A 23,442-nucleotide genomic window follows, 5' to 3' on the forward strand; every position below is an offset into this window, starting at 1 on the left:
GAGGGTAATTTTTAAAACAGCTCTTAGCGGTGCAGGTTGATAAATGCCGCCGCTTCAATGCCGGCCTTGGCGCCCGATCCGGCCGCGATAATGGCCTGGCGGTAGTGCTTGTCCGCACAATCGCCGGCTGCAAAAATGCCTTCTATGGTGGTGTGGGTGCGCTCGTCTGCAAGCACAAGACCGCTGTCGGCCAAGGCCACCAGCGAGTCCTTCAGGAAATCCGTCTGCGGTACGGCGCCCACCGCCACAAAAAGGCCGGAGCACGCGATATCGGACGTTTCCCCCGTCTTCACATTTTTTACCCGCACGCCTTCCACGGCGTCCGTACCCAAAATCTGCACCGGCACGCTGTTTAGCACCAGTTTGATATTGGGCGTATTTTTGGCTTTTTCCACCGTTACTTGGTCGGCGCGGAAGGCGTCCCGGCGGTGGATTAAATTGACTTGCGGGCAGAACTGCGCCAAAAACAAAGCGTCTTCAAACGCGGTGTTTCCGCCGCCTACAATGCACACATTTTTGCCTCGCATAAAGAAGCCGTCGCACGTGGCGCAGGCGGAAAGGCCGTGGCCTTTAAATTTTTCTTCTTCGGGCAGTCCCAGCCAGCGGGCCGTGGCGCCGGTGGCGATGATGACGGCCGCGGCTTTGTACTGTTTTCCGTCAGCACAGGTAAGCGTAAAAGGCGTTTTTTCCCCTTCCAGTTTTACGATCTCGTCCGACGTCAATTCCACCCCCAGCCGTTTGCACTGCTTGTGCATATTGTCCATCAATTCAAATCCGCCCACCGGATTTACAAAGCCGGCGTAATTTTCCACGTCGCTCGTTTGCAGCAGCTGCCCGCCCGGGGCCGCGCCCGCGGCAATGACCGTTTTAATCCCGGCGCGCACCGCATAAATGGCGGCGCTGCACCCGGCCGGGCCCGCGCCGATTACCACCAAATCCGTTTCAATCATAATGCCAAAAACTCCTTAAATAATTTTTGAAAAAATTCCACCGGAAACCCCACCACATTGCTGCGGCTGCCCACAATGCGTTCAATAAAAGGGTCGTCCGTATCCTGCACGGCGTAGGCGCCGGCTTTATCCATATGCTTTCCGGCCAAATGCTCCAGCTCCTGGGGCGAAAGCCGCCGCGCCTTGCATTTGGACACGTCGTGCCCAAACAGCATTTTTTGTTCCTGCAAATTCATCACGCATACGCCCGTATAGACCGACTGCCAGGCACCGTTCAATTTTTTTAAAATACGCAATGCGTCGGCCCGGTCTTTGGGTTTGCCGATAATTTCGCCTTTGCAGTACACCAGCGTATCGGCCCCGATGACCACCGCCCCCGGATATTTGCGCGCCACGTCAAACGCCTTCTGCACCGCCAGCTCTTTTACGCGGGCGGCCGGGCGTTTTTTGCGGCTGTTTTCCGGCGCCTGGGATGGGATAATGTCAAACTTCATGCCCAGTTCTTTTAAAATCGCAATGCGCCGCGGCGATTTGGAGGCCAAAACCAGCTGCATATTACTTCCGTACAAACTTGGAAATGATGATATAGCCAAACACCAGCCCCAGCGCCCCGCAAATGCTGATGTGCAGCGAAAGCGGATGCACGCCAATGGCGTATACGCGCGAAAGCGCCTGATCCAGCTGCACCGGCAGGAAAGAAGCCAGTTTGTCTAATCCCAGTCCAATCAGCGCGCCTACAATCAGCGTCAGCACGGTAAAAATAATTCCTCTCATACGTTTAACTCCTTGTTGCGTCAGTTTAAAGTGATTGTATCTTTTTTAATGGGCACCGGTACATTGGTTTTGCCGTCTTCTTCGTCCGTAAGGCTGCGGCGCATCCGCCAAAAGCCCCACCCGGCCAGCAGCGCGGCCGCGCCCACAATCAGCCACGGGCCGGGCAAGTAGTGCGGGGCCACGTAATCGCTCAGCAAGCCCGCCCCGAAAAAGCCGGCCGCGGAACCCAAATTATAAAAAACCATCAGCATACCTAAATAGCGCCCGCGCGTTTCGCGCGAAGCGATGTTGGAAACCAGCGTCTGTTCGCCGGGGGACACGATAAGCTCGCCCAACCCGGCCAAAAATACGCCCAGCGCAATCAGCGTAAAACCGTCAAAAAAACCTACCGATCCAAACCCCACCGCATACAAGGCGCATCCGATAAACATGGCCGTGGAAAGGCGTATTTTAGCCATCAGCCGCGTGGCCCAGTATTGCAAAAATACCACCACCAGCCCGTTAATGGTAAAGAACCAGCCGATGTAATACTCCGGCATATGCAAATACTGCTTGCAATGAATGGAAAGCCCCACCACCAGCTGCGAGTTGACGGCCGTAATCACCACCACGTAAAAGCAGATTTTTGCCAGACGACTGTCTTTTAGAGAAAGCAAGGCCGACACAAAGCTGGGCTTGCGGGATTTGCAGGGGGTGTGGTTATCCTGCACTTGGCGGTTTAAATACAAAATGGTAACGGCATACAAAAGGGCCGTAAAAAAGAAAGCCATACTGTAGGAATAGCGCACCAGAAAACCGCCCGCCGCAGGGCCCAGCGCCCAGCCGATGTTAAGCCCGATGCGAATAATGCCAAACGCTTCCACCCGCTCTTTGGGGGTGGTGTTGTCGGTTACCCAGGCGTTGGAAGCGGGGCGGAAAAACGCCCCCAAAAACGTGGTTAAAAAATAACACGCCAGCATCCAGCCCACCTGCACCTTCAGCTCAATGCAAAGCCCCAGCGCAAACATGGCTACAATCTGGGAAAAAAGCCCCCACACCATAACGGTTTTGCGGCCGAAAACGTCGGCCAGTTCGCCGCTGATGCCGCTGGATACGCAGCGCGAAAGGCCCGCCAGCGCAATCACCAGCCCCGCCATAGAAGACGTCAGCCCGCGCTGGGAAATGAGATAAATGGTAAAAAACGGCAGCGACAGCCCATAGCCAAAAAGCAACAGGCCGTTGGCGATGGCGATAATAATCATGGAGCGGCGGGTTTTGGTTTGCATATATAGATATTGTATTAAATCTGCAGGGGCAGAAAAAGCCTCGTTCGTCCGGCCGTCGCAACGGCGTTTCCGGTAAGAAAAAATTGGTCAATTAAAGTATATTTTGATATAATATGTCAAGGGATTTTTTATGAACAGGGAAGAAACACTGGTTGCCAATTTTCAAAACGTACGCCAAGCCCTGTTGTCCGCCTGCCAAAGAAGCGGGCGCGACCCGAAAGAAATTACCCTTTTAGCCGTTACCAAATACGCAAAAGATCAAGACGTTTTAACGCTTTTACAAAAGGGGCTTATCGTGCACGTGGGCGAATCCCGCGTGCAGCAGGCACAAGCCCGCTGGGAAAAACCCGAGTTCGCACGTTTCCACACGGTAAAGCACTTCATCGGGCATTTACAGAAAAACAAAGCCGCCAAGGCCGCCGAGCTGTTTGATTTTATTGATTCGCTGGATAATTTTGACACGGCCCTTGCTTTGGAAAAACATGTGCCGCAAGGCAAAACACTGCGGGCGCTGGTGCAGGTAAAACTGACGGACAAAGAAACCCAGTCCGGCCTGCCCTTGGAAGAAGCCCGCCAGTTGGCCCGCCGACTGAAAACGCTCCAGCGGGTGCGGGTGTGCGGATATATGGCCATTGCCCCGCAGGGGGCCGACGAAACCCGGCTGCGGCAGTTATTCAGGCCGCTTAAACAGGCCTTTGATGAAGATTTTAAATCCCTGCCGGAAAAATACCTTTCCCTGGGGATGAGTGCAGATTTTGAAACGGCGGTAGAAGAAGGCTCTTCTCTGCCCCGCATCGGCAGCAAGTTGTTTGCCGAAAATTTGGAGGGTTTATGATTATAAAAGTGCGTTTAATCCCAACCACGGGCCGCAACGAAGTGATCAGCCGCATTGGCAGCGTGCTGCGCGTGAAGATTAAAAACAAAAAAGTAGATGATGATGCCGCCAACGCCATCATGAGAACCTTCCTGGCCGACTTTTTTAACGTGCATGAAGAAAGCATTATCATCGTCAAAGGCGCCAAAGGAAAAGAAAAAACGGTGGAAGTCCGCGATAAAAGCGAAGAAGAGCTCCGCAAAATTATGGATTCCATTCCGTAAGCGTTTCTCCCCCTCTGATACACCCCGGGTAAAACCGGGGTTTTTTATGCTCAAACGGCATAGGCTTTCCCGCGCCCTCCTAGGCGCGGCGCCGCTAAAACCGGTTTCCCTGTTTGCCGCCGGCCATTCCTTTTGCCCGCCTGCGGGCGGCGCCGCTTGTGTGGCGGCGCTTATTGCCCAGAGTCGTTCTTCTTCGGGCCTTTTTATACAAACAAAAACCCCGCGCTTGGCGCGGGGTTTTTTAAACTGCAGCAATTTATTTAAGCAGGTTCGTCAAACTGAAAGACGCAACTTCTTCTTTCATCTTGGCGATGACCTCGTCCACCGGCAAAGCGGGCGTATTTTCGCCGCCTTTTAAGCGGATGGTCAGCTTGCCTTCGGCCGCTTCTTTGGCGCCGATAATGGCCGTATACGGAATGCGCTGCATATGCGCTTCGCGGATTTTCAGGCCCAGTTTTTCGGGTCTCACGTCCAGTTCGGGACGCAGGCCGGCTTGGCGCATTTTGGCGTATACTTCTTTGGCAAACGGAATTTGGTCGTCCGTCAGCGTCAGGAGTTTAATTTGCACCGGGGCCAGCCACAGCGGGAACCAGCCCGCATAGTGCTCAATAATCACGCCCGTAAAGCGCTCCAGCGAGCCAAACATCGCGCGGTGCACCATAATGGGGCGTTTGCGGCCTTCGGGAGCGACGTATTCCAAATTAAAGCGCTGGGGCAGGTTGAAGTCAAACTGGATGGTGGACAGCTGCCACAGGCGGCCGATCGCGTCCATCACTTTGATATCAATCTTCGGCCCGTAGAAAGCGGCCTCGCCCGCGTGCGTGGTGTAGGGAATATGGTTGGTTTCCAGCACGTGCTTCAGGGCGTTTTCGGCGCGTTCCCAGTCTTTTACGTCGCCGGTAAAATGTTCCGGGTGTTCCGGGTCGCGGGTGGAAAGTTCCACGGCGTATTTTTCAAAACCGAACGTTTTGAAAATGTGCATGGCGAACTCAAAGCATTGTTTGACTTCGTCTTCCACCTGTTCGGGCGTGCAGAAGATGTGCGCATCGTCCTGCGTAAACCCGCGCACGCGCAAAAGGCCGTGCAGCGCGCCGGAGCGTTCGTAGCGGTACACCGTGCCCAGTTCCGACAGGCGCAGCGGCAAATCGCGGTAGCTTCTTAAGTGGGTTTTGTAAATTTCCACGTGGAAGGGGCAGTTCATCGGTTTAATTTGGTACTTTTCGCCGTCTACTTCCATGGGATGGAACATACTGTCCGAATAGAATCCCGCGTGCCCGCTGATTTCAAACAGGTGCAGACGCGCAATATGGGGGCTGACCACCAAATCGTAGCCGCGTTTTAAGTTTTGGTCTTTAATCCAGTCTTCCAAAATTTTGCGCAGCATACCGCCTTTGGGGTGCATTAAAATCAGGCCGGGGCCGATGTTGTCGTTAATGCTGAACAAGTCCAGTTCCGGGCCCAGTTTGCGGTGGTCGCGCTTGGCGGCTTCTTCCTGTTGTTTAATGTAGGCGTTCAGTTCGTCTTTCGTATCAAAGCACAGGCCGTAAATGCGCTGGAGCATGGGGCGTTTTTCGTCCCCGCGCCAGTAGGCGCCGGCAATGGTGGTAAGTTTAAAGCTGTTGATTTTGCCCGTGTGTTCCACGTGCGGGCCGCGGCACAAGTCGGCATAGTCGCCGTTCATATAGACGGTAATCGTGCCGTCTTCCAGTTCGTCCAACAATTCCAATTTATAGGTTTCGCCGCGTTTGGTGAAAAATTCTTTCGCTTCGGCTTTGCTCATCTCCTTGCGTTCAAAAGGCTGGCGGGCCTTGATGATTTCTTTCATCTTGGCTTCAATCGCTTTTAAATCTTCGGGAGTGAACTGATGGGGGCAATCAAAATCGTAGTAGAATCCGTTTTCAATAGCCGGGCCGATACCGAGTTTCGTACCGGGGAACAACTGCTGCACCGCTTGCGCCATAACATGCGCGCAGGAGTGGCGCTTTGTTTCTAATTGCTTATTTTCCATTTTGGTTTACGCTATGATCCTGCCGGCCACAACGACCGGGCCAGGAGTCAAAGGTCCTTAATTAAGATATAATATTATATCAAATTGACACGGAACGGAAACGGTATGTCCTTCATTCAAAAATACATTTTTTCCCCTTTTAAAAACGATTGGAAATTGCTGCTGGTGTTATCTCTGCCGGCGGTGCTGCTGTGTTTGTTTGGGCTCGGCCAATTGGGCCGGCTGACGCCCGTTAACTTTTTGGCGGCGGAAAGCGTAAAATTAGTATGCGAGTTTTTGTTTTTGGGCGCTTTATTGTCTCTGTTACACCTGCTGGGCGTAAAAAACAAATGGCTGGCCGGCTTGCTGGCCTTTATTTATTACCTGACGCTGACGGCCGATTTAATTTTGCTTTGGTACTTTAAGGAACGCTTTGGCGCCAAATACCTGGATACGATGGAAGGAGGCGACTATAACTTCCTGACCGACTGGCGCGTACTTTCTTATTTTGCCGTTTTGGCCATCTTTTGCGGGTTTGCCGTCAAACGCTTCTTCCGCGCCGCACCGCGCAAAACGGCTTTCAACCGCCTGCTGGTGTGCGTGGCGGGGCTGGCGCTCTTAGGTGCGGCTAATCCGCTTAAACTGCTCCCGGCGCCCAACGATTTCTATACTTCTTATTTAATTACGCCTTCCCCGGTTTATACCTTAAACGCCGTGCTGACCCCGCGCCCGCAGGCCCGGCTAAACCAGCCGCTCACGCCGGAGCTTGAAAAACTGGCCCAAGAATATAACGTCTTTTCCGCCCGCAATACGGGCGTGGGCAAAAAATATACGCGGGTGATTTTAATCGCGTCCGAGTCGCTTTCCAACAAATACCTCCACCGCTTTAACCCCAATATCCCCCTGCAGGCCAGCCGCCCGCTGGACGAACTGATGGAAAAATATCCCTCCGCCTCGCTGCAGCACGTTACGCTTTCCACACTGTACGGGCTGACGGTTATTTTCACTTCCCACCCCTTTGCCGAACTGGCCTTTGCCAACGGATACCCCGTTTCATTTGTAAAAGAACTCAAAAAACACGGCTATAAAACGGCTTTTTTGCGCGGCGCGGATGAAACGTATATGGACGAAAACGTGCTCTTTCACCAAGCCGGGTTTGACGAGGTGATCGGCGCCACGTATTTTGAAACGCGCCCCGACTACAAAGACTATATTGACTGGTGGGGCCTGACCGACCGCAAACTGTTTGACTATGCCGCCGAATACCTGCAAGAACACAAACAGGAACCGCTGTTTATGACGCTTCTGACCGTGGACTCGCACGTGCCGCTGGGCCGCTTGGACTATCTGGGCCAGGAATACGAAGAAATTGACGCCGAGTTTTACGACGTGCCCACCCTGCCCCGCGCGTTCGCCCGCTTTGGGCAGGACGTAAGCCGCTTTTTAAAACAGTTGGACGAAAAAGGCCTCTTTGACCAAAACACCCTGGTGCTGATTATGCCCGACCACCCGTCTTATTCCAACACGCCGACCAATAAGCTTTTTAAGCCTTACCGGCCGGAATACGACAATTTGCCTTTTGTCATTGTAACCCGCACGCCCATTGAAAAACCGTTGGCGGCCAATCCCCTCGTGTCTCAACTGGACATCGCCCCCACCCTTATGGATTTGCTCAACCTGCCCCAACCCAAGGGCTTTTTCGGGCACAGCCTCTTTGACGCGGCCGCCCAGCGCAGCGTGTTTGACATTAAGGAAGACTACGCCGTCGTAACCACGGAAAAGAGTTCCCGCGTGGTGCCGCTTAATTCCAAAAAAGAAACGGATCAGCCCCTGTTGAACTTAATCCGCTCTTTCCCGCCCGAAGACTAAACGACACTTCTGATTTACCCAAACGCCCGTTTTTTGCTCTTACAGAACAAAGCGGGCGTTTATTCTATTACGCCGTCTGCCGAAACGACGGGAAATATGCTAAAATAACAATGTGTATTTCTATTCTTAACCGGAGGATGTAACCTATGGAAACGACAGCCCAAGGTGGTGGAATGTTCTTTTGGCTGCTTTTGCTGGTGTTTGCTTTTGTGGTGATTTTTCTGCCGGCCCGCTCTCAGAAAAAACGCGAGCAGGAGCTGATGATGAAAGTAAACGCGCTGCAAAAAGGCGACCAAGTGATTATTCCCGGCGGAATCATCGGTACGGTGGCCGGTTTCAAAGACAACGCAATTGAAGTGAAAATTGCCGAAAACGTGAAACTGACCGTACTCAAAACCGCCATCGTCGGGTTTCCTGCCGACGCGCAGCTCGCTGCCCAAGAAGGAGGCGCCAAGTAATGTCTAACAAGTTAGCCGTAAAATGGGGACTTATCATCGCCATTTTGCTGGGGTCTTTGTACCTGATTTACCCCAACTACAAGTGGTATTCCAAACCGCTGGCCGAGCGTGAAAAATTGGACACGCTGGGCGAACGCCCCAAAAGAATGCTCAATTTGGGGTTGGATTTAAGAGGCGGCTCCAGTCTGCTTTTAGAGCTGGACGTTTCCAAATTAAGCGCCAAAGAACCGCTTAACGAAGCCATGGCCCGCGCGGTGGAAATCATCCGCAACCGCATTGACCAATACGGCTTGGCCGAAACCCAAATCACCCGCCAGGGCGATAAATGGATTATGGTGCAGCTGCCGGGCGTTTCCAATCCGCAGCGCGCCGAAGAACTGATCGGCAAAACGGCCATGTTGGAATTCCGCATCGTTAAAAACGATACTTCCGCCGCCCAAAAAGCGCTGGAAAAAGTGGAATCCACCGAAAAACCGTTTGACGACAACGGCGTCCTCATCCCGGAAATTGCCAAACTGGTGCCGGAAGGCTACCAGATTATGCGCAACAAAGAAGGCGGCTACAGCGTGGTAACCGATACGGCCCCCGTGACCGGAGCCGATTTGGAAAATGCCCGCGTGGTGATGATGGGCGAAAACGGCTACCCCGAAGTGGCGTTTACGTTTAACGCCGAAGGCAGCCGCAAATTCGGCCAGCTGACGGGCTCCAACATCGGCAAACAACTGGCCATCGTGTTGGACAACACCGTCCAGTCCGCCCCGGTGGTGCAATCCCGCATTACCAAAGACGGCCGCATCTCCGGTACGTTTACCCCCGAAGAAGCCCGCTCGCTTTCCATTGTGCTCAAAGCCGGCGCGCTGCCTGCCCCCGTCAAAGTAATTGAAAAGAAAACCATCGGCCCGACCTTGGGTGAAGACTCTATTAAATCGGGTCTGTCGGCCTCGTTCTACGCGCTGGTGATCATCTTGCTGTTTATGCTGGTGTACTACAAAGCCGCCGGCTTTATTGCAGATATCGCCCTGCTGCTGAACTTTGTATTTACCGTAGCCATCATGAGCTATTTCTCCGCCACGCTTACGCTGCCCGGCATTGCGGGTATGATCCTTTCGCTGGCGATGGCCATTGACGCCAACGTGCTGATCATTGAACGCATGCGCGAAGAAAAACTCTTGGGCAAACCCGTGTACGAAATCATCAACTTGGGTTACGATAAAGCCTGGTCTGCCATTTTTGACTCCAACATCACCACCATCATCGTGGGTGCGTGCTTGCTGCAGTTTGGCACCGGCCCGGTAAAAGGGTTCGCCGTCACGCTGATTATCGGCTTAACGGTCAGCTTGTTCACCGCCGTATTTATTACGCGCGCCATCTACGAGTTGATCCTTACTTCTAACACCAAGGAGATCAGTTTATGATGTTAAAGTTACTTCCTAAAACAAACATTGATTTCCTTAAATACAGAAAAGCTTATTACATTTTCTTCGCTCTGGTATTGTTGGGCGGGGTAATCTGCTTTTTTACCAAAGGATTCAACATGGGCATTGATTTTACCGGCGGCACCATGGTGCAGGTAAAATTTGACGCCCCCGTAGAAATGAGCGCCATCCGCGAAGCGCTGTCCGCCACCGGCACCCAGTCGGAGCTGCAGTCCTTCGGGGATCACTCGTTCGCCATCAGCGAAAAAAGCACGTCCGATGAAGTGGGCGCCGTCCAAGCCCGTATTGAAAAAGCCTTGGATACGTTAAACGTCCCCTACACCGTACTGCTGACCAACTCCGTAGGCCCGGCCGTCGGCGAAAATATGACGGAAAGAGCCTTGTGGTCTATTTTGCTGTCTTTGGTGTTTATCATCATCTACGTGGCGTTTCGCTTCAGCAACATTTTGTGGGGCGTGTCGGGCGTAATTGCCTTGTTCCACGATTTGTTTGTCATGCTGTTTGCTTTCTCGCTTACCCAGCGCGAAATTGACCTGGTGGTCGTGGCGGCCTTCCTGACGGTGGCCGGTTTCTCCATCAACGACACCATCGTCATTTTTGACCGTATGCGCGAAAACATCCACCTGCATCCCAAACTGAAATTTGGCGAGCTTATCAACCTCTCCATCAACGAAACCCTCTCCCGCACCATTATTACCACGCTGACGGTAATTTTTGCGGTTGTGGTGTTGTATCTGTTCGGCGGGGAAGTGATCAACTCGTTTGCGTTTGCCATGCTGGTGGGTTGTATTTCCGGCGTGTACAGCACCATCGCGCTGACGACTCCGCTGGTGTACACCTGGAGCCACGGGGAAATGAACGATGGCAGCAATTTAAACAAAACGGCTGCCAAGCTTTCTGCCCCGGTAAAACGCGAAGAAGCCGCGGCGGAAGGGTATGCGCCTAAAAAGACCGTAACCAAAATTAAACGCACGCGCAGAAACAGAAAATAAGTTTTACGCAGGGCCTTTCCGCTTGGGAAGGCCCTGCCAAACGTTTTACACAACAGCCCCGCCGGGCGGGACTTTTCTGTAAGCCGTTTGAAAGGACATTGCTATGCGAAAGATTAAACGTTTCAAAATCGCTTCCCGCCAGCGCGAAATTTTGCGCAAGCTGCTGCGTGAACTGCCCCTCTTGCGTCGGGCCGGTTTTACCAGCGAGGCGGAAGTAACGGCTTTTATTTTGGCTATTTTTAAATTGTTGGATCCCGGCGTGGTGTATGAATTTAACCAAGACGCCCACTGGGAACTGGACGACCAAAACGTTCTCTATAAAGAAATGTTCAGCGCCTGCGCCGTAACCTTGGGCGGGCAGCTGGAGCCTTTCTTAAACAATATCACCAATGAAGACCGCAAAACGGCGGCGATGATTGTGATATTGGAATTTTTAAGAAGCGCGGTTACCTTCGTGGCGGAACTGGTAAAAGAGCAAGCCCAAAAAGAAGAATGCGAAACGCTGGACTTGCAATTTGTATATTTGCCCCCCTTTGGGGCGGCCGCCGCGCCAAAACTGCTGCGCGAAGCCGTACGCTTGGAGCCGGTGCTGGCGCAAAAGGCATTGCCGGTGATTTTACAGAATTTAAACGCGGAGAAAATTGACCTCTCCGTAACGGCTGACGGAGAGCTAACCCCCCGCATCAGTACGGTATTTTTGGTGCCGTGGCAAAAAAGCCGCAAAAAAGGAAAGAAATAATGTTTAGACCCACTTCGCTTGAAAAGAAAAAAATATCCTGGAAGCACGTCATCGGTTCCACGCTGGCCTATTGGTACACCGTATTTTTGGGGTGGACGACGCGCATCTACTGGTTTAAATCCGAAGAGGCCCTGCGGTTTGAAAAAGAAGGGCAGAACTATATTTTTGCCGTATGGCACAACCAACAGCTGTTTTTGTTATATCCCTACCGGGGGCAGAAAATCTGTGCGCTGATCAGCTTAAGCGACGACGGAGAATACATCGCCCGCTGCCTGCCCAAATTCGGAATGAAAGCCGTGCGCGGCAGCACCACCCGCGGCGGCGTGCGCGCGCTGATTAAGCTTAAAAACATTGCCGAAGCCGGCTACCACCCCATGCTCACGCCGGACGGCCCCCGCGGCCCCATTTACAAAGTGCAGCACGGCATTTTGTTTTTGGCGCTCAAAACGGGCTTGCCCATTATTCCGGTAGGAACGGCCTTGAGCCACAAAATAAAAGTGGGCTCATGGGATAAAATGCGCGTGCCGCTTCCGTTTGGAAAAACGGCCCTTACCTACGGAAAAGCCGTGTATGTAAAGTCAGACGCAGATATGGAAACCGCCGCTTTGGAACTGGAAAAACAGCTCAACTGGGCCACCGATCAATCGGAACGGTTTATTAATCATAAACCCTTTGACAACACCAAAGCGTAATTTTTATCTCCCCATAAAAAACCCCGGCCTTAACGCCGGGGGTTTTTATTTACCAGCAATTCAATACATGGGATAGCGGCAGCCGTAAGTACCACAATTATCCGGCTCCCGCCCGGAAACGGCACGGCATATTTTTTTGGCTTCTTCCCGTACGGAAGCATCCCCAGATTCCACATTGCAAAAGTGTTTGCTTTGCAAAGAGGTGCCTACAAAATACGGATACCACATGTAATACAGGCCCTTTAACTTGCTGGGCATTTGAAAGCGGACATGATCTTTTCCCACTACAATAATTTGAAGTAAAGAAGTTTGGGGAGGGGTTACGTCCAGCTCGTCCAGGCTATCCGGCATTTTCCCGGAAGCCATATAATACCGCTCTAAACTGCTCACTACAGCCGGGCGGCAACCTGCAGCTGCGTAAACCGAGCTTTCGCCGCGGCCAACTTGTACTGCGGCACCGCAACCGCCGCCAAAATGCCGATAATCAGCACCACGACTAACAATTCTATCAGCGTAAATCCGCCGTTTTTAATGCCGAAGAAGGATTTTTGATAAACTTTGTTCATACGCAAAATTTATCAAAAAAAAAAAACGAGTCAAGGCCCTTTTCCGCTAAGTCCTTTACTTGACCGCCGCAATGGGCTTCGGCCCGGCAGGCGGCGTTTCCGGCTGATCGGTTATAAACAGCAAACACACGCTTCCTAAATTTCCGTATATGTTCAGATGTTTATTCCACTGGTCTGCCACTTTCCGCAATTTCCCTTCTTCGCAATTGGGCATAAAAACAAACGCATCTTTGTTGCGCGCCAGCACCCGTTCCCGTTCCTGCGGGTTCAAATGCACCAATTCCGTTACGTCTGCTTTCACGCCATACACTTTATGAATATAATAGCCGTACATGGCCGGCATGGCCCTGGGCGGAAAAGCCTCCACCGCCAAGACCATCACTTCACGTCCGCGGAAAAAATCATAATAGAATTGGCTTACCAAGCGCGCCGGAAGCATCGTGGGATTAAGCAACGCTTTGCGCTGGATTGTAAACGTCCACACTTCCGCCACCAGTAACACCAGCAGCACCGCCCGGAAAAGATTGTTTTTCCGCACCACCCGTGCCGTAATAAGAGCCACCCATAAAAACAAAGCGGGCAAAATGGGGGTAAAATAACGGCCTATAAACAAAAACATCTTAAAAGAGATCAAAGACGTAACGGCCGCCACCGCCAGCACGGCGGTAAGCAGCAGAAGCCTTTCCCGCGCAAACGGGCACAAACGCCCCCGTACCCGCTGGAGAATCTGCCCGACTGCGCCCCCCGCCACCAACACGGCAAAAGCCGCAATACCCGTGCGGGAAAAAACAAAAAAACGCAGGCTGGATTTGACCATATACCACGAGGCGTCCTGATTGGCCCACCAATTGTTTTCTTCAAAACGATGGATCTGCAGCTGGGCCAAAAAATTGGGAATAATCCACGGCAAAAACAAAAGGCCCGTAATGACGGGAAGCACAATAAACGGTTTCAGCTTTTGCTTGTAACGCCACGCCTGCAAAAACAGCAAAATATAAAATATGCCTACTAACAAGGTGCCGAAATAGTGGCTCCAAGACAGGAACAAGGCCGCCAACGCATATTTGGCCCACAACGACGCAGCAATCCGTTTCCCGTGCCAAATTCTGCGCGAAATATCCAAAAACCAAAACGTAAGCAATACGGACAGGAACAACATCAGCGCATAGGCTCTGGCATGTTGGGAGTACAAAATCATATATTGATGGCACGCCAACAGCGACACAAAAATCAGCCGGGCCGTTTTGCCAAATCTTCTGGGAAACAGCCACCACCCGCACGCCAACGCCCCTACGCCTAAGATGACACTCGGCAGCCGCAGCCAAAACTCCGGCCCGTACGGCATCCAATGATTATATACCCACAACAATACATTGTGCAGCGGCGGATGTACATCCGGCACAAGCCAATTGCTCCAAATCCATCCCAGCGAAAGCACGGGATCCGAAGTAACGGCGGTAAACAGCTCGTCGTATTCAAACGACATGGAAAACAAGCTAAACCGGCAAATTACCGCAGCGACAATGGCTACAAAAATACATCCCGTTAAAATAAAGCGCAGCACCTTATTTCGGGTAAGAAACGAATAAATCTTGGAAATACTCATATGGTATAGTGTATGAAATTAGTTTTGCATTAGGCAATGAAAAACCGCAAAAAACCCCGGTTTTTGCCCGGGGTTTTTGCGGTTTTGAAACATGTTTTATTTACGTCTTGCGCCTTTGCGGCGGGCAGACGCCGTTTGGCGGGCCGAACGGCTTTTAGAGGCCTTTTTGGCGGTTTTTTTAGCCGGGCGGGCGGATTTCTTAGCCGCCGCTTTTTTTACCGTTTGGGCCGCCTTTTTATGTTTTTGGGCGCCGCGTTTTTTGGCATGGGCTTTCTTTTGCAGTTTGGCTTCAAACTCTTTCCAGCCTTCCAACGCAAGCGGCAAGACTTCGTCCATATGCTTGACGGGGATGAGCGTCATCTCTTTGCGCACCCGTTCCGGCACTTCGGAAACGTCCTTCTCGTTGGTGTGCGGGTAGAGAATCGTTTTGACCCCTTCGCGGTAGGCGGCCAGGAATTTTTCCTTAATTCCCCCCACCGGCAAAATGCGGCCCGTAATGGTTACTTCGCCCGTCATCGCCAAGTGCTTTTTAACGGGCAGGCCCGTCAGCAAGCTGGTAAGGGCGGTCGTAATCACGCTTCCGGCAGACGGCCCATCCTTGGGCACGGCTCCTTCCGGGAAGTGAACGTGAAAGTCCGTCTTATCAAAATCAATCCCCTCGCCATAGCCGCGGCTGCGGGCATAGGTCAGGGCCGCACGGACGGATTCCTTCATCACGTTGCCCAGCATACCCGTCAAAATCAGCTGGCCTTTGCCGGGCAGTTTGGTGGCTTCAATAGACAGGGTTTCCCCTCCCACGCTCGTCCACGCCAGGCCCGTAGCAATGCCTACGCCGTTTTCTTCCGTAGCGAAATTGGAATACTTGGGCACGCCCAAGAATTCGTGCAGGTTTTCCTTGGTGACGGTTACCTTTTTGGCGCCGTCCACAATCATCTTGGAAGCTTTGCGGCACAGCGAGCCGATTTCCCGCTCCAGGTTGCGCACCCCGGCTTCGCGCACATAATCGCGCATCAGCAGGGATACCGCATCGTACGTTACCTCAAGCTGGCCTTCCTTCAGGCCGTGCATTTTCATCTGCTTGGGCAAGAGGTATTTATCCACGATGTCGTGTTTTTCGTACTCGGTGTAGCCGTCAAAGTCGATAATTTCCAAGCGGTCGCGAAGCGTGCTGGGAATATTGGCCAGCGAGTTGGCCGTCGTGATAAACATCACTTTAGACACGTCAAACGGCACATCCAGGAAGTGGTCGGTAAATTCCTTGTTCTGCTCCGGATCCAACAGCTCCAAAAGCGCCGCGGCCGGATCTCCGCGCCAGTCGGAACCCATTTTGTCGATTTCGTCGAGCAAAAACACCGGGTTGGAACTTTTGGCCTTGCTGATGCCCTGGATAATGCGCCCGGGCATAGAGCCGATATAAGTGCGGCGGTGGCCGCGGATTTCACTTTCATCCCGCACGCCGCCCAGCGACATCCGCACAAACTTGCGCCCGATCGCCCGCGCAATGGACTTGGCCAAAGACGTTTTCCCCACGCCCGGCGCACCGGCAAAGCACAGCACCGGCCCGCGCAGGGAATTGGTCAGCTTGCTGACCGCCAAGTATTCCAAAATACGTTCTTTCGGTTTTTCCAAGCCGAAGTGATCTTCGTCCAAAATCCGTTTGGCCTCTTTCAAGTCCAACACGTCTTCGGTCGTTTTGTTCCACGGCATGTTCACCAGCCAGTCCAAATACGTGCGCGAAACCGTAGCCTCCGGCGAAAACGGCGCCATTTTGGACAACCGTTCTATTTCCTTTTCGGCCGCTTCTTTGGCGTGCGGCGGCAGGCCGTTCTTTTTTACTTTGGCCCGCAAGGAATCCAGTTCTTTCTGAAAATCATCCTTTTGGCTCAGCTCCTTTTGGATGGCTTTCATCTGCTCGTTTAAATAGTATTCTTTCTGGTTCTTTTCAATCTGAGCGCGCACCTTGGAGTGGATTTTTTCTTCCAGCCCCAAAATTTCCACTTCGCTGGTAATGAGCTTTAAGATTTTTTCCAAGCGGTCTTTAATGTGCACCGCTTCCAGAATTTCCTGCCGCTGGGAAGCTTTTACCAACATATTGGACGCCACCGTGTCCGCCAGTTTGGACGGATCATTAATCTGGCGCAGGAACGACACCCCTTCCACCGCAATGCGGTGCGACACGCGGGCGTAGTGGTCAAACTCGTCTAACACTTTGCGCATTAAGGCCTGCACCACCGGGGAATCGTCTTCTTCTTCCTCAATATATTCCACCGTGGCAAACCACGAGCCCGCCACATCGTTCATTTCCAGCTTGGTTACGCGCGCACGGGCCAGGCCCTGCAGGAAAATCTTCATAGATCCGTCGGGCATCTTTAAATTCTGGGTGATTTGGGCAATCACGCCAAAATGGTAAATGTCGGATTCTTTGGGTTCTTCTATTTCCGCATTCTTCTGGGAAACCGCCAAAATATACTTTTCCGGCGTATTGAGCGCCAGCTCTACCGCCGCAATGGATTTTTCGCGGTCTACCGAAAGCGGAAGCGACATCCCCGGAAACATCACCACATCCCGAATGGCGACTGCCGGCACTACCGTCGGTAACGAAAGAGTTGTTCTTCTAATTTCTTCTGCCATATGTTCTCCCTTACTAAGTGGGTAAATCGTGTTTGTAAGAAGCAATTTTTAGGATCCCCTGCTGCTTAGTTTATAAATTGTAGCAAATTGTTTTAAAATTAGCAAATGTTTTGTTTGTCTGCTAGTTTTGAAAGGATTTTACCGCCTGTGTTTTTATTTTCCCCTTCTAAAAAAACACAAGGAACGAAATTTTTATTTCGTTCCTTGCGTTCTAAAAAACCGCCAAAATGTTATTTTTTGAGCGGAAGCACTTCGTCAATTAAGCCGTATTCTTTGGCTTCTTGGGCGGACATATAATAGTTGCGTTCGCTGTCGCGGCGGATTTTTTCTTTGTCCTGCCCGGTGTGTTTGGCCAAAATATCCAGCAGGTGTTCTTTATTGTCGCGCAATTCTTTGGATTCAATTTCAATATCCGTTACCTGGCCGGAAATGCCGCCCCCCCAAATTAAGGGTTGGTGGATCATAATGCGCGCATGCGGCAGGGCGTAGCGCTTGCCCTTGGAGCCCGCCGCCAGCAAGACGGCGCCAAAGCTCATGGCCTGGCCCATGCAAATAGTGGTGATAGGGGCTTTGATAAACTGCATCGTGTCGTAAATAGCCAAGCCCGCCGTTACCAAGCCGCCGGGAGAGTTGATGTAGAGGTTGATTTCCCGGTTGGGGTCGTCCGCGTCCAAATACAGAAGCTGGGCGATAATCATATTCGCGCTGGCAGTATCCACTTCGCCCTCGCGTCCGCCTACAAAAATGATGCGGTCTTTAAGCAGGCGGGAAAAAATATCATATCCAACGTTCTTTTCAATAATAGTAGGTATAATCATATTTTACATTGTAGTATATTTTCAAAACCTGCGGGGCCCAAAAAAAATTAGGCCTTTTATCCGGCAAGACCTAGGCCTAAAGACCTTTGTTTTTCGGGAGTTGATTTATTAGGATAAAAGAAGGAAATAAACTTTTTGGGAGGGTTGTATGAAACTAAATAAATTTTTTGCCTTATTGGCCACCTTAGCCGTTTCCACCGCCGCTTTTGCCGGAAATTCTTCCAGCAACAGCGCGCTTATTGAACAGTCCGTCTCCAGTGCGGCAGCGACCGTAGAAGAAGAAGCCGCCGATCCGCAGATTTTGAAAAATACCCAGCAGGCGCTTACTATGGGCTTTATGATTTTTGACGCCCACCGCGATTTAAATTCTATGACCGAGACCGACCAAGCCATCGCCTCGCTGTTGGAATCCAACATCCCGGCTACGCTAAACAAAATTGAAACCTCGTCCGACGATGTAGTGGATGAAATTGAACCGATGATTGAACAGCTGACGGATTTGCTGCTTAAAAACCAGACGGTCTACCCCGCCGCTTCCTACGACAGACAAGCCGGCGTCTATATTACGTTTTTGACGGCGATTATGTACGCCAATCAAAAAGGCCTGCTCTTAGGAAAAGTATCCAATATCTTAAGCGCGGAAATTCAATCTTCTTTTGCAGAATAAGCTGTAATTAAAAGGCCCGGTGCATCCGGGCCTTTTTCTTGGATATACACAAACGGACTGGTACCGATTTTGAACGACACCCTCTTAGAAAACAGTCCTATTTTAAATTAGGTCTTTTTTTAGCCGCGGCCTAGGCCCAAAGGCCCTTTGCAAATCGATTTATTTTATTTAAACTACAGGTAAGGAAATTCTATTTACACCGATTCTTTTCGTGGAGGAACAATGAAAAATCTGAAATGGATGTTAGCCGTTTTAACCGCTGTCCTGATTACAGCCCCGGTTTTTGCCCAAGCCCCCAAATCGTCGGCCCGCACCGCACAAGAAGGGCTTTCGGCCAGCATTGAACGCGCGGCCGTCAAAGCGGTGCGCCAGCATCAAAAGAAAGTTTGCTGTTATTGCGGGGAAGAAATTTTGTACCCGGGCCAGCATTGCTCGGCCTCCGGCTACGTTTCTCTTTGCACGACGCAGGAATATCAGCCCGCCAAACGCACGGACAGCACTCCCTCCGTCTGCCCCAAATGCGGTGAAGAATATACGATTGACGAAAAATACCACGGCGCTAAACACGTCTGCCAAGTAAAAGACGCCCAAGAAGAACAAGCGCCCGTCTGCTGCCGCTGCGGCGAAGAAATCCTTTCTAAAGGACAGCACTGCGCGGCCTCCGGCTACGTTTCTCTTTGCACGACGCAGGAATATCAGCCCGCCAAACGCACGGACAGTGTTCCCTCCGTCTGCCCCAAATGCGGCAAAGCTTATACGATTGACGAAAAACACCACGGCGCTAAACACGTCTGCCAAGCGGAAAACACCCAAGAAGAACAAGCGCCCGTCTGCTGCCGCTGCAGAGAAGAAATTCTGTCCCAAGGCCAACACTGCCAAGCAACCAGCTGCACCTCTCTTTGCACGACGCAGGAATATCAGCCCGCTAAACGCACGGACAGTGTTCCCTCCGTCTGCCCCAAATGCGGCAAAGCGTACACGATTGACGAAAAATACCACGGCGCCAAACACGTGTGCAAAACTGCCCAAAAAGACACGGTAGAATACTGCATTTACTGCGGAGAACCGATTGTAGAAAACAACCAAAAATGCACCGTAGCAAAAGGGATGGACTGCAGGGTGCGCTGCCCGGAATGCACGGTCAACTTGCGGGATCCTAAAAACCTAAACGCCGCCGGCACCCACTACTGCAGATTCAAACTAGTCATCAAACCGGTTAAACCGCACACCGGCAAATAAGATTTATCCGACATTACAAAAATCCCCGCTTCGGCGGGGATTTTTTTTGCGGGGTTTAATCGTTGTTTTTCAGGGAAAATAAATTTTTCCGTTTGGCGGGAAAAAATGTACAATAAAAAATTGTTGGTCGGCCCGTACCCGAAATTTCTCTGCCGGCCCGAAAGAGGTTGCTATGACAATTCAACGAAACGCTGAAGAAAAAGAAAAAATTAAAGAAATTTTAGCTTTGGCCGAGCGGAATAATATCCAAATTATTAAGCTGTGGTTCGTGGATATTCTGGGCAATTTAAAGTCTCTTTCTCTTTCTTACCGAGAATTTGAATATGCAATGAACGAAGGAATGGGGTTTGACGGCTCCTCTGTGGAAGGGTTTGCACGGTTGTACGAGTCCGATTTGGTGGCCTTGCCGGATTTGGACACCTTCCAAATGTTTCCGCCGGAATTTACCGGCGCGCCCATTGCACGCTTTTTCTGCGATATCAAAACGACGGACGGCAAGCAGTTTGAAGGCGACCCGCGCTACATCCTTAAAAAGAACCTGGCGGAAATGAAAAAGGCCGGTTTTGACCAATTTATGGTGGGGCCGGAGTTGGAGTACTTCTACTTCAAAGACAACAAACATCCCGAAACGCTGGACTGCGGCGGATATTTTGACACGATTCCGCTGGATTCCTCCTACGCCGTACGCCGCCAAACCATGCAAATGCTGGAAAAATTGGGCATCCATGTGGAGTATTCCCACCACGAGGTGGCCCCTTCCCAGCACGAAATTGACCTTCGCTACGACGAAGCCATGAAAATGGCCGACCAAGTCATTACGTACCGCACCGTCGTCAAGCAAGTGGCGGCCGCAAACGGCATTTATGCCACCTTTATGCCCAAACCGTTGGCCCATGTAAACGGAAGCGGCATGCACGTGCATCAATCCCTGTTTGCCAACGGCTCCAATGCTTTTTTTGACGAAAAAGACCCGCTGTACTTATCCCAAACGGCGCGCCATTACATCGCCGGCATTTTGGCCAATGTAAAAGAAATCTGCTCCGTAACAGACCAGTGGGTAAACTCCTATAAACGCTTGGTGCCGGGCTTTGAAGCCCCTGCCTACATTGCCTGGGGCCGCAAAAACCGCAGCGCTTTGGTGCGCATTCCGCAAGCCAAACAGGGCAAGGCCAACGCCACCCGCATTGAATGCCGTTTCCCCGATCCGGCCTGCAACCCGTACCTGGCTTTTGCCGTTATGTTAGGCGCCGGGTTGGACGGCATTAAACGCAAACTGCAAGTGCCGCCGATTACGGAAGAAAATATCTTTCATATGACACCGCAAGAACGCAAAGCGCACGGCATAGATACCCTGCCGGCCTATTTGTACGAAGCCGTGAACTATACGCGCCATTCCAAATTGGTGCGCCAAGTACTGGGAGACCATACTTTTGAAAAGTTCATTGCCAACAAAGATATTGAATGGGACAATTACCGCACCCACGTTTCCAGCTATGAGTTGGAAAAATATCTTTCCGTACTTTAAGCGTACTGAAAAAATTCAAAACACCCCGGCCCAACCGGGGTGTTTTTATTTCAAGCCCAAACAAAAACGCCCCGCGCGCAAGCACGGGGCGTGTAAAAAATCACCGGGGTTATTTGTCCGCCCACCGCCAGAAGTTATCTTCAAAATTGGCAATAGAGTTATAGCGGTACGCCCGGCCCAAGGCCTTTTCCACCGAATAGGGCTGATAGACCGTTTTGCCGCGGGAATCTTTGACCAAAAACCCGGTAGAAGGGTTGCGCACGGCTTCCCCTTCCGAAAGCAGGCGGGTAAATTGCTCAAACTGCATACGATTGGACGGAGAAGCTCCCCCCGCCGGATTGAGCAGGAAGCGCACCATCAAATAGGCCTGGAAATACCAATCCTGCGTTTTGCCGCGGCCTTCTGCCGCGTTTAAGGAACCTTCTTCCATAAATTCGGCAAACGGAACCAAATAAAGCGGTTTTCCGGGTTTTTTGGCGGTTAGTTTTTTGGCCGAGCCAAACATGGAAGACGAACCGAAAGAGGCCACTTCCGTGGAAGGATCCCGCTGGAAATTAAGCGTTTTAAAATCATTGTTCCACGGGCCGCCTTTGAGGCCGTTGTACGCTTGGTCTTCCAACAGAACGGCCAAGCCTTCATCCAGCCAAGTGGGCGTCATAATGCGGCCGGTTTTGTGGCTGTCAAAAAATTGCTGGGTAAAAATATGCGTCAGCTCGTGCGTAAATACTTCTTTTAATTCCTGCGTTTTGCCGGGCTCGTCATAGACTACAATTTCCCCGCGCGTCGGGTACGCCATGGCGCGCGTCCACGCTTTGGCGTTGGGCTCATAGCGCAGGTAAGACTGATGATCCTGATACACAAACACGCGCACCCGACCGGACATCATCCACGGAATAAATCGGCGCAAGGTTTGGTAGGCCGATTCAAACGTCATGGACATATTGGAAGAGCTGATGCCGGTAGAGCGTTTTTGGGTATAGATATCAAAATGCGTGCTTTTGGACAATACCCACGTAACACCCGGCCGGTAGGCATTGGGGTCAAATTTTTTGTTGGGCGCCGGTACGGTTTTGGGGCGGTTCTGCGCGGCGGACGGAGGAATGGAGCGCCCCGCCGTTTGCAACGCTTCCTTGGATTTTTCCAACATTTTTACGGCATATTCCAATTCCGCCTCGGCCGCGGCTTCTTCCGGCGAAAGTTCTTCCGTTTCTTCAGAAGAGGAGGCTTGCTGCTGAGAGGCGGGAAGCAGTGCGTTGGACTTTTCTATATCTTTTTCCAAAGCAGTCGGCTTTGCCTGTGCCGCCTGGGCGCGTTTTTCTTTGGCTTGCTGTACGCGTTTGGCCGCCGCCGGCGAAAGTTGCTTGGCCGGGGCCGCAACGGTGGTCTGCACGCTTTGCACCGTACCGCCCATTTCAAGCGGCATATCCAAGGTGGTGGACGAAGCCGCCGGCGGCTGGGAAACGGGCATAGGCGCCGGTGGAGGAACTTCAATAGAAGAAGCCGTCCCCATCACATTGGAAGACGTTTGCAGCGATTGTTTTAATAAATCGATATTAGACTGCGGGGTTTGCACCGCCGTGGACACCTGAATGGAAGGCGAAACCGCCGGCGCAGTGGACGGCTGTTGGGCACTGACCGAAAGCGCCACACTAAACGACATTAAAAACAGAAGGCTCTTTTTCATAGGGCTTAATCCGTTATAAGGTATCCGTATCCGATTCTATGGTATAGGTCAACTTGCATTTGCGGGCATTATCGGCCGTAGGATAGGTGGTGGTAAATTCGGCCGTAACGTCGTAGGTTTTCCCGTTGACCGGAATGTGGCAAGTGTGGGTGCGCACCGAATTGGCCGTTGAACAGGCCGACGTGACATTCGTGGAGTTGCAGTACATAATGCATTGGCGCAAATCCCGCGAAAAGGCCTCCGAATTTTTGATAGACCATAAGGTGTTTACTTCCGCCATGCACGAGTTAACCAACATTTGGGCCGAAACCGTACGCCGCGTCTTGCGGGCCGCCGTTACGCGCGACAAACTGGCCCGAAGCAACATCGTTGCCATCCCCGCCAGAATGACCGTAATCAGCAAAACTTGCAGTAAAGCCGCCCCTTTGTTATTCTTCCACATACAA

At 51.8% G+C, this 23,442-nt stretch carries 23 protein-coding genes; 11 read left to right on the plus strand and 12 right to left on the minus strand.

The annotated features are described in order from the left end of the window. Positions 1–23: 23 nt before the first annotated feature. The 4 genes from trxB to B5F75_RS03655 are packed head-to-tail and all read right to left on the minus strand — an operon-like array spanning position 24 to position 2,989. Positions 24–950 carry a thioredoxin-disulfide reductase gene (gene trxB / locus B5F75_RS03640; RefSeq protein ID WP_087288043.1) on the minus strand — a complete coding sequence of 309 codons (927 nt, stop codon included), beginning with the start codon at positions 948–950 and terminating at the stop codon, positions 24–26. Next, positions 947–1,504, minus strand: coding sequence for a Maf family protein (locus B5F75_RS03645; RefSeq protein WP_087288045.1), 558 nt, complete (start codon positions 1,502–1,504; stop codon positions 947–949). Before B5F75_RS03645 ends, trxB begins: the two co-directional genes overlap by 4 nt. Position 1,505: 1 nt before the next feature. Then, positions 1,506–1,724 carry a hypothetical protein gene (locus B5F75_RS03650; protein ID WP_087288047.1) on the minus strand — a complete coding sequence of 73 codons (219 nt, stop codon included), beginning with the start codon at positions 1,722–1,724 and terminating at the stop codon, positions 1,506–1,508. Positions 1,725–1,744: 20 nt separating this feature from the next. Further along, positions 1,745–2,989 carry an MDR family MFS transporter gene (locus tag B5F75_RS03655; protein WP_087288049.1) on the minus strand — a complete coding sequence of 415 codons (1,245 nt, stop codon included), beginning with the start codon at positions 2,987–2,989 and terminating at the stop codon, positions 1,745–1,747. Positions 2,990–3,119: 130 nt separating this feature from the next. Between B5F75_RS03655 and B5F75_RS03660 the strand changes: the two genes are divergently transcribed. Both B5F75_RS03660 and B5F75_RS03665 read left to right on the plus strand, forming a co-directional pair. Further along, positions 3,120–3,824 (plus strand): YggS family pyridoxal phosphate-dependent enzyme, encoded by a 705-nt coding sequence (locus tag B5F75_RS03660; RefSeq protein ID WP_087288051.1) that lies wholly within the window; start codon positions 3,120–3,122, stop codon positions 3,822–3,824. Further along, a complete protein-coding gene (locus B5F75_RS03665) occupies positions 3,821–4,087 on the plus strand; it encodes a DUF167 domain-containing protein (protein ID WP_087288053.1) in 267 nt (88 codons plus the stop codon). The genes B5F75_RS03660 and B5F75_RS03665 overlap by 4 nt, the downstream gene beginning before the upstream one ends. Positions 4,088–4,343: 256 nt before the next feature. On the opposite strand, the gene thrS is transcribed toward B5F75_RS03665, so the two are convergent. Then, a complete protein-coding gene (thrS, locus tag B5F75_RS03670; protein ID WP_087288055.1) occupies positions 4,344–6,095 on the minus strand; it encodes a threonine--tRNA ligase in 1,752 nt (583 codons plus the stop codon). 105 nt (positions 6,096–6,200) lie between these two features. Between thrS and B5F75_RS03675 the strand changes: the two genes are divergently transcribed. The 6 genes from B5F75_RS03675 to B5F75_RS03700 all read left to right on the plus strand — a co-directional run bounded on the left by B5F75_RS03675 (position 6,201) and on the right by B5F75_RS03700 (position 12,260). Next, entirely contained in the window at positions 6,201–7,943 is a 1,743-nt protein-coding gene (locus tag B5F75_RS03675) for an LTA synthase family protein (protein ID WP_087288057.1), read from the plus strand. Positions 7,944–8,089: 146 nt separating this feature from the next. After that, on the plus strand, positions 8,090–8,401 hold the full coding sequence (gene yajC / locus B5F75_RS03680) for a preprotein translocase subunit YajC (RefSeq protein WP_087288060.1): 312 nt from the start codon (positions 8,090–8,092) through the stop codon (positions 8,399–8,401). Further along, positions 8,401–9,816: a protein translocase subunit SecD gene (gene secD / locus B5F75_RS03685; protein WP_087288062.1), complete on the plus strand. Its 1,416-nt coding sequence runs from the start codon at positions 8,401–8,403 to the stop codon at positions 9,814–9,816. Before yajC ends, secD begins: the two co-directional genes overlap by 1 nt. Then, positions 9,813–10,829 (plus strand): protein translocase subunit SecF, encoded by a 1,017-nt coding sequence (secF, locus tag B5F75_RS03690; RefSeq protein WP_087288064.1) that lies wholly within the window; start codon positions 9,813–9,815, stop codon positions 10,827–10,829. The genes secD and secF overlap by 4 nt, the downstream gene beginning before the upstream one ends. A gap of 103 nt (positions 10,830–10,932) precedes the next feature. Then, complete coding sequence (locus B5F75_RS03695) at positions 10,933–11,568, plus strand: hypothetical protein (protein ID WP_087288066.1); 636 nt, start codon at positions 10,933–10,935, stop codon at positions 11,566–11,568. Further along, positions 11,568–12,260 carry a lysophospholipid acyltransferase family protein gene (locus B5F75_RS03700; protein ID WP_087288069.1) on the plus strand — a complete coding sequence of 231 codons (693 nt, stop codon included), beginning with the start codon at positions 11,568–11,570 and terminating at the stop codon, positions 12,258–12,260. Before B5F75_RS03695 ends, B5F75_RS03700 begins: the two co-directional genes overlap by 1 nt. Positions 12,261–12,320: 60 nt before the next feature. On the opposite strand, the gene B5F75_RS03705 is transcribed toward B5F75_RS03700, so the two are convergent. The 5 genes from B5F75_RS03705 to B5F75_RS03725 form a co-directional block, all read right to left on the minus strand. After that, a complete protein-coding gene (locus B5F75_RS03705) occupies positions 12,321–12,626 on the minus strand; it encodes a hypothetical protein (protein WP_087288071.1) in 306 nt (101 codons plus the stop codon). A 23-nt stretch (positions 12,627–12,649) separates the two neighbouring features. Next, entirely contained in the window at positions 12,650–12,826 is a 177-nt protein-coding gene (locus B5F75_RS03710; protein ID WP_087288073.1) for a pilin, read from the minus strand. 55 nt (positions 12,827–12,881) lie between these two features. Further along, complete coding sequence (locus B5F75_RS03715; RefSeq protein ID WP_087288075.1) at positions 12,882–14,432, minus strand: glycosyltransferase family 39 protein; 1,551 nt, start codon at positions 14,430–14,432, stop codon at positions 12,882–12,884. 96 nt (positions 14,433–14,528) lie between these two features. After that, positions 14,529–17,063 (minus strand): endopeptidase La, encoded by a 2,535-nt coding sequence (lon, locus tag B5F75_RS03720; RefSeq protein WP_087288077.1) that lies wholly within the window; start codon positions 17,061–17,063, stop codon positions 14,529–14,531. Between the two features lie 230 nt (positions 17,064–17,293). Beyond that, entirely contained in the window at positions 17,294–17,881 is a 588-nt protein-coding gene (locus B5F75_RS03725; RefSeq protein WP_087288079.1) for an ATP-dependent Clp protease proteolytic subunit, read from the minus strand. 148 nt (positions 17,882–18,029) lie between these two features. Here B5F75_RS03725 and B5F75_RS03730 point away from each other — a divergent pair, with 148 nt between their 5' ends. From B5F75_RS03730 to B5F75_RS03740, 3 genes are all read left to right on the plus strand, one after another. Beyond that, the gene (locus B5F75_RS03730; RefSeq protein ID WP_087288081.1) at positions 18,030–18,548 is read left to right on the plus strand and encodes a hypothetical protein; all 519 of its coding nucleotides are present in this window, start codon (positions 18,030–18,032) and stop codon (positions 18,546–18,548) included. A gap of 222 nt (positions 18,549–18,770) precedes the next feature. After that, entirely contained in the window at positions 18,771–19,787 is a 1,017-nt protein-coding gene (locus B5F75_RS03735) for a hypothetical protein (RefSeq protein ID WP_087288083.1), read from the plus strand. 172 nt (positions 19,788–19,959) lie between these two features. Beyond that, complete coding sequence (locus B5F75_RS03740; protein ID WP_087288085.1) at positions 19,960–21,312, plus strand: glutamine synthetase family protein; 1,353 nt, start codon at positions 19,960–19,962, stop codon at positions 21,310–21,312. 109 nt (positions 21,313–21,421) lie between these two features. Here B5F75_RS03740 and B5F75_RS03745 read toward each other — a convergent pair whose 3' ends face one another. Both B5F75_RS03745 and B5F75_RS03750 read right to left on the minus strand, forming a co-directional pair. Next, positions 21,422–22,996 carry a gluzincin family metallopeptidase gene (locus B5F75_RS03745; RefSeq protein WP_087288087.1) on the minus strand — a complete coding sequence of 525 codons (1,575 nt, stop codon included), beginning with the start codon at positions 22,994–22,996 and terminating at the stop codon, positions 21,422–21,424. A 13-nt stretch (positions 22,997–23,009) separates the two neighbouring features. Next, on the minus strand, positions 23,010–23,438 hold the full coding sequence (locus B5F75_RS03750) for a hypothetical protein (RefSeq protein WP_087288089.1): 429 nt from the start codon (positions 23,436–23,438) through the stop codon (positions 23,010–23,012). Positions 23,439–23,442: the final 4 nt, after the last annotated feature.

This window comes from Elusimicrobium sp. An273 (assembly GCF_002159705.1).
Taxonomy (GTDB): domain Bacteria; phylum Elusimicrobiota; class Elusimicrobia; order Elusimicrobiales; family Elusimicrobiaceae; genus Avelusimicrobium; species Avelusimicrobium gallicola.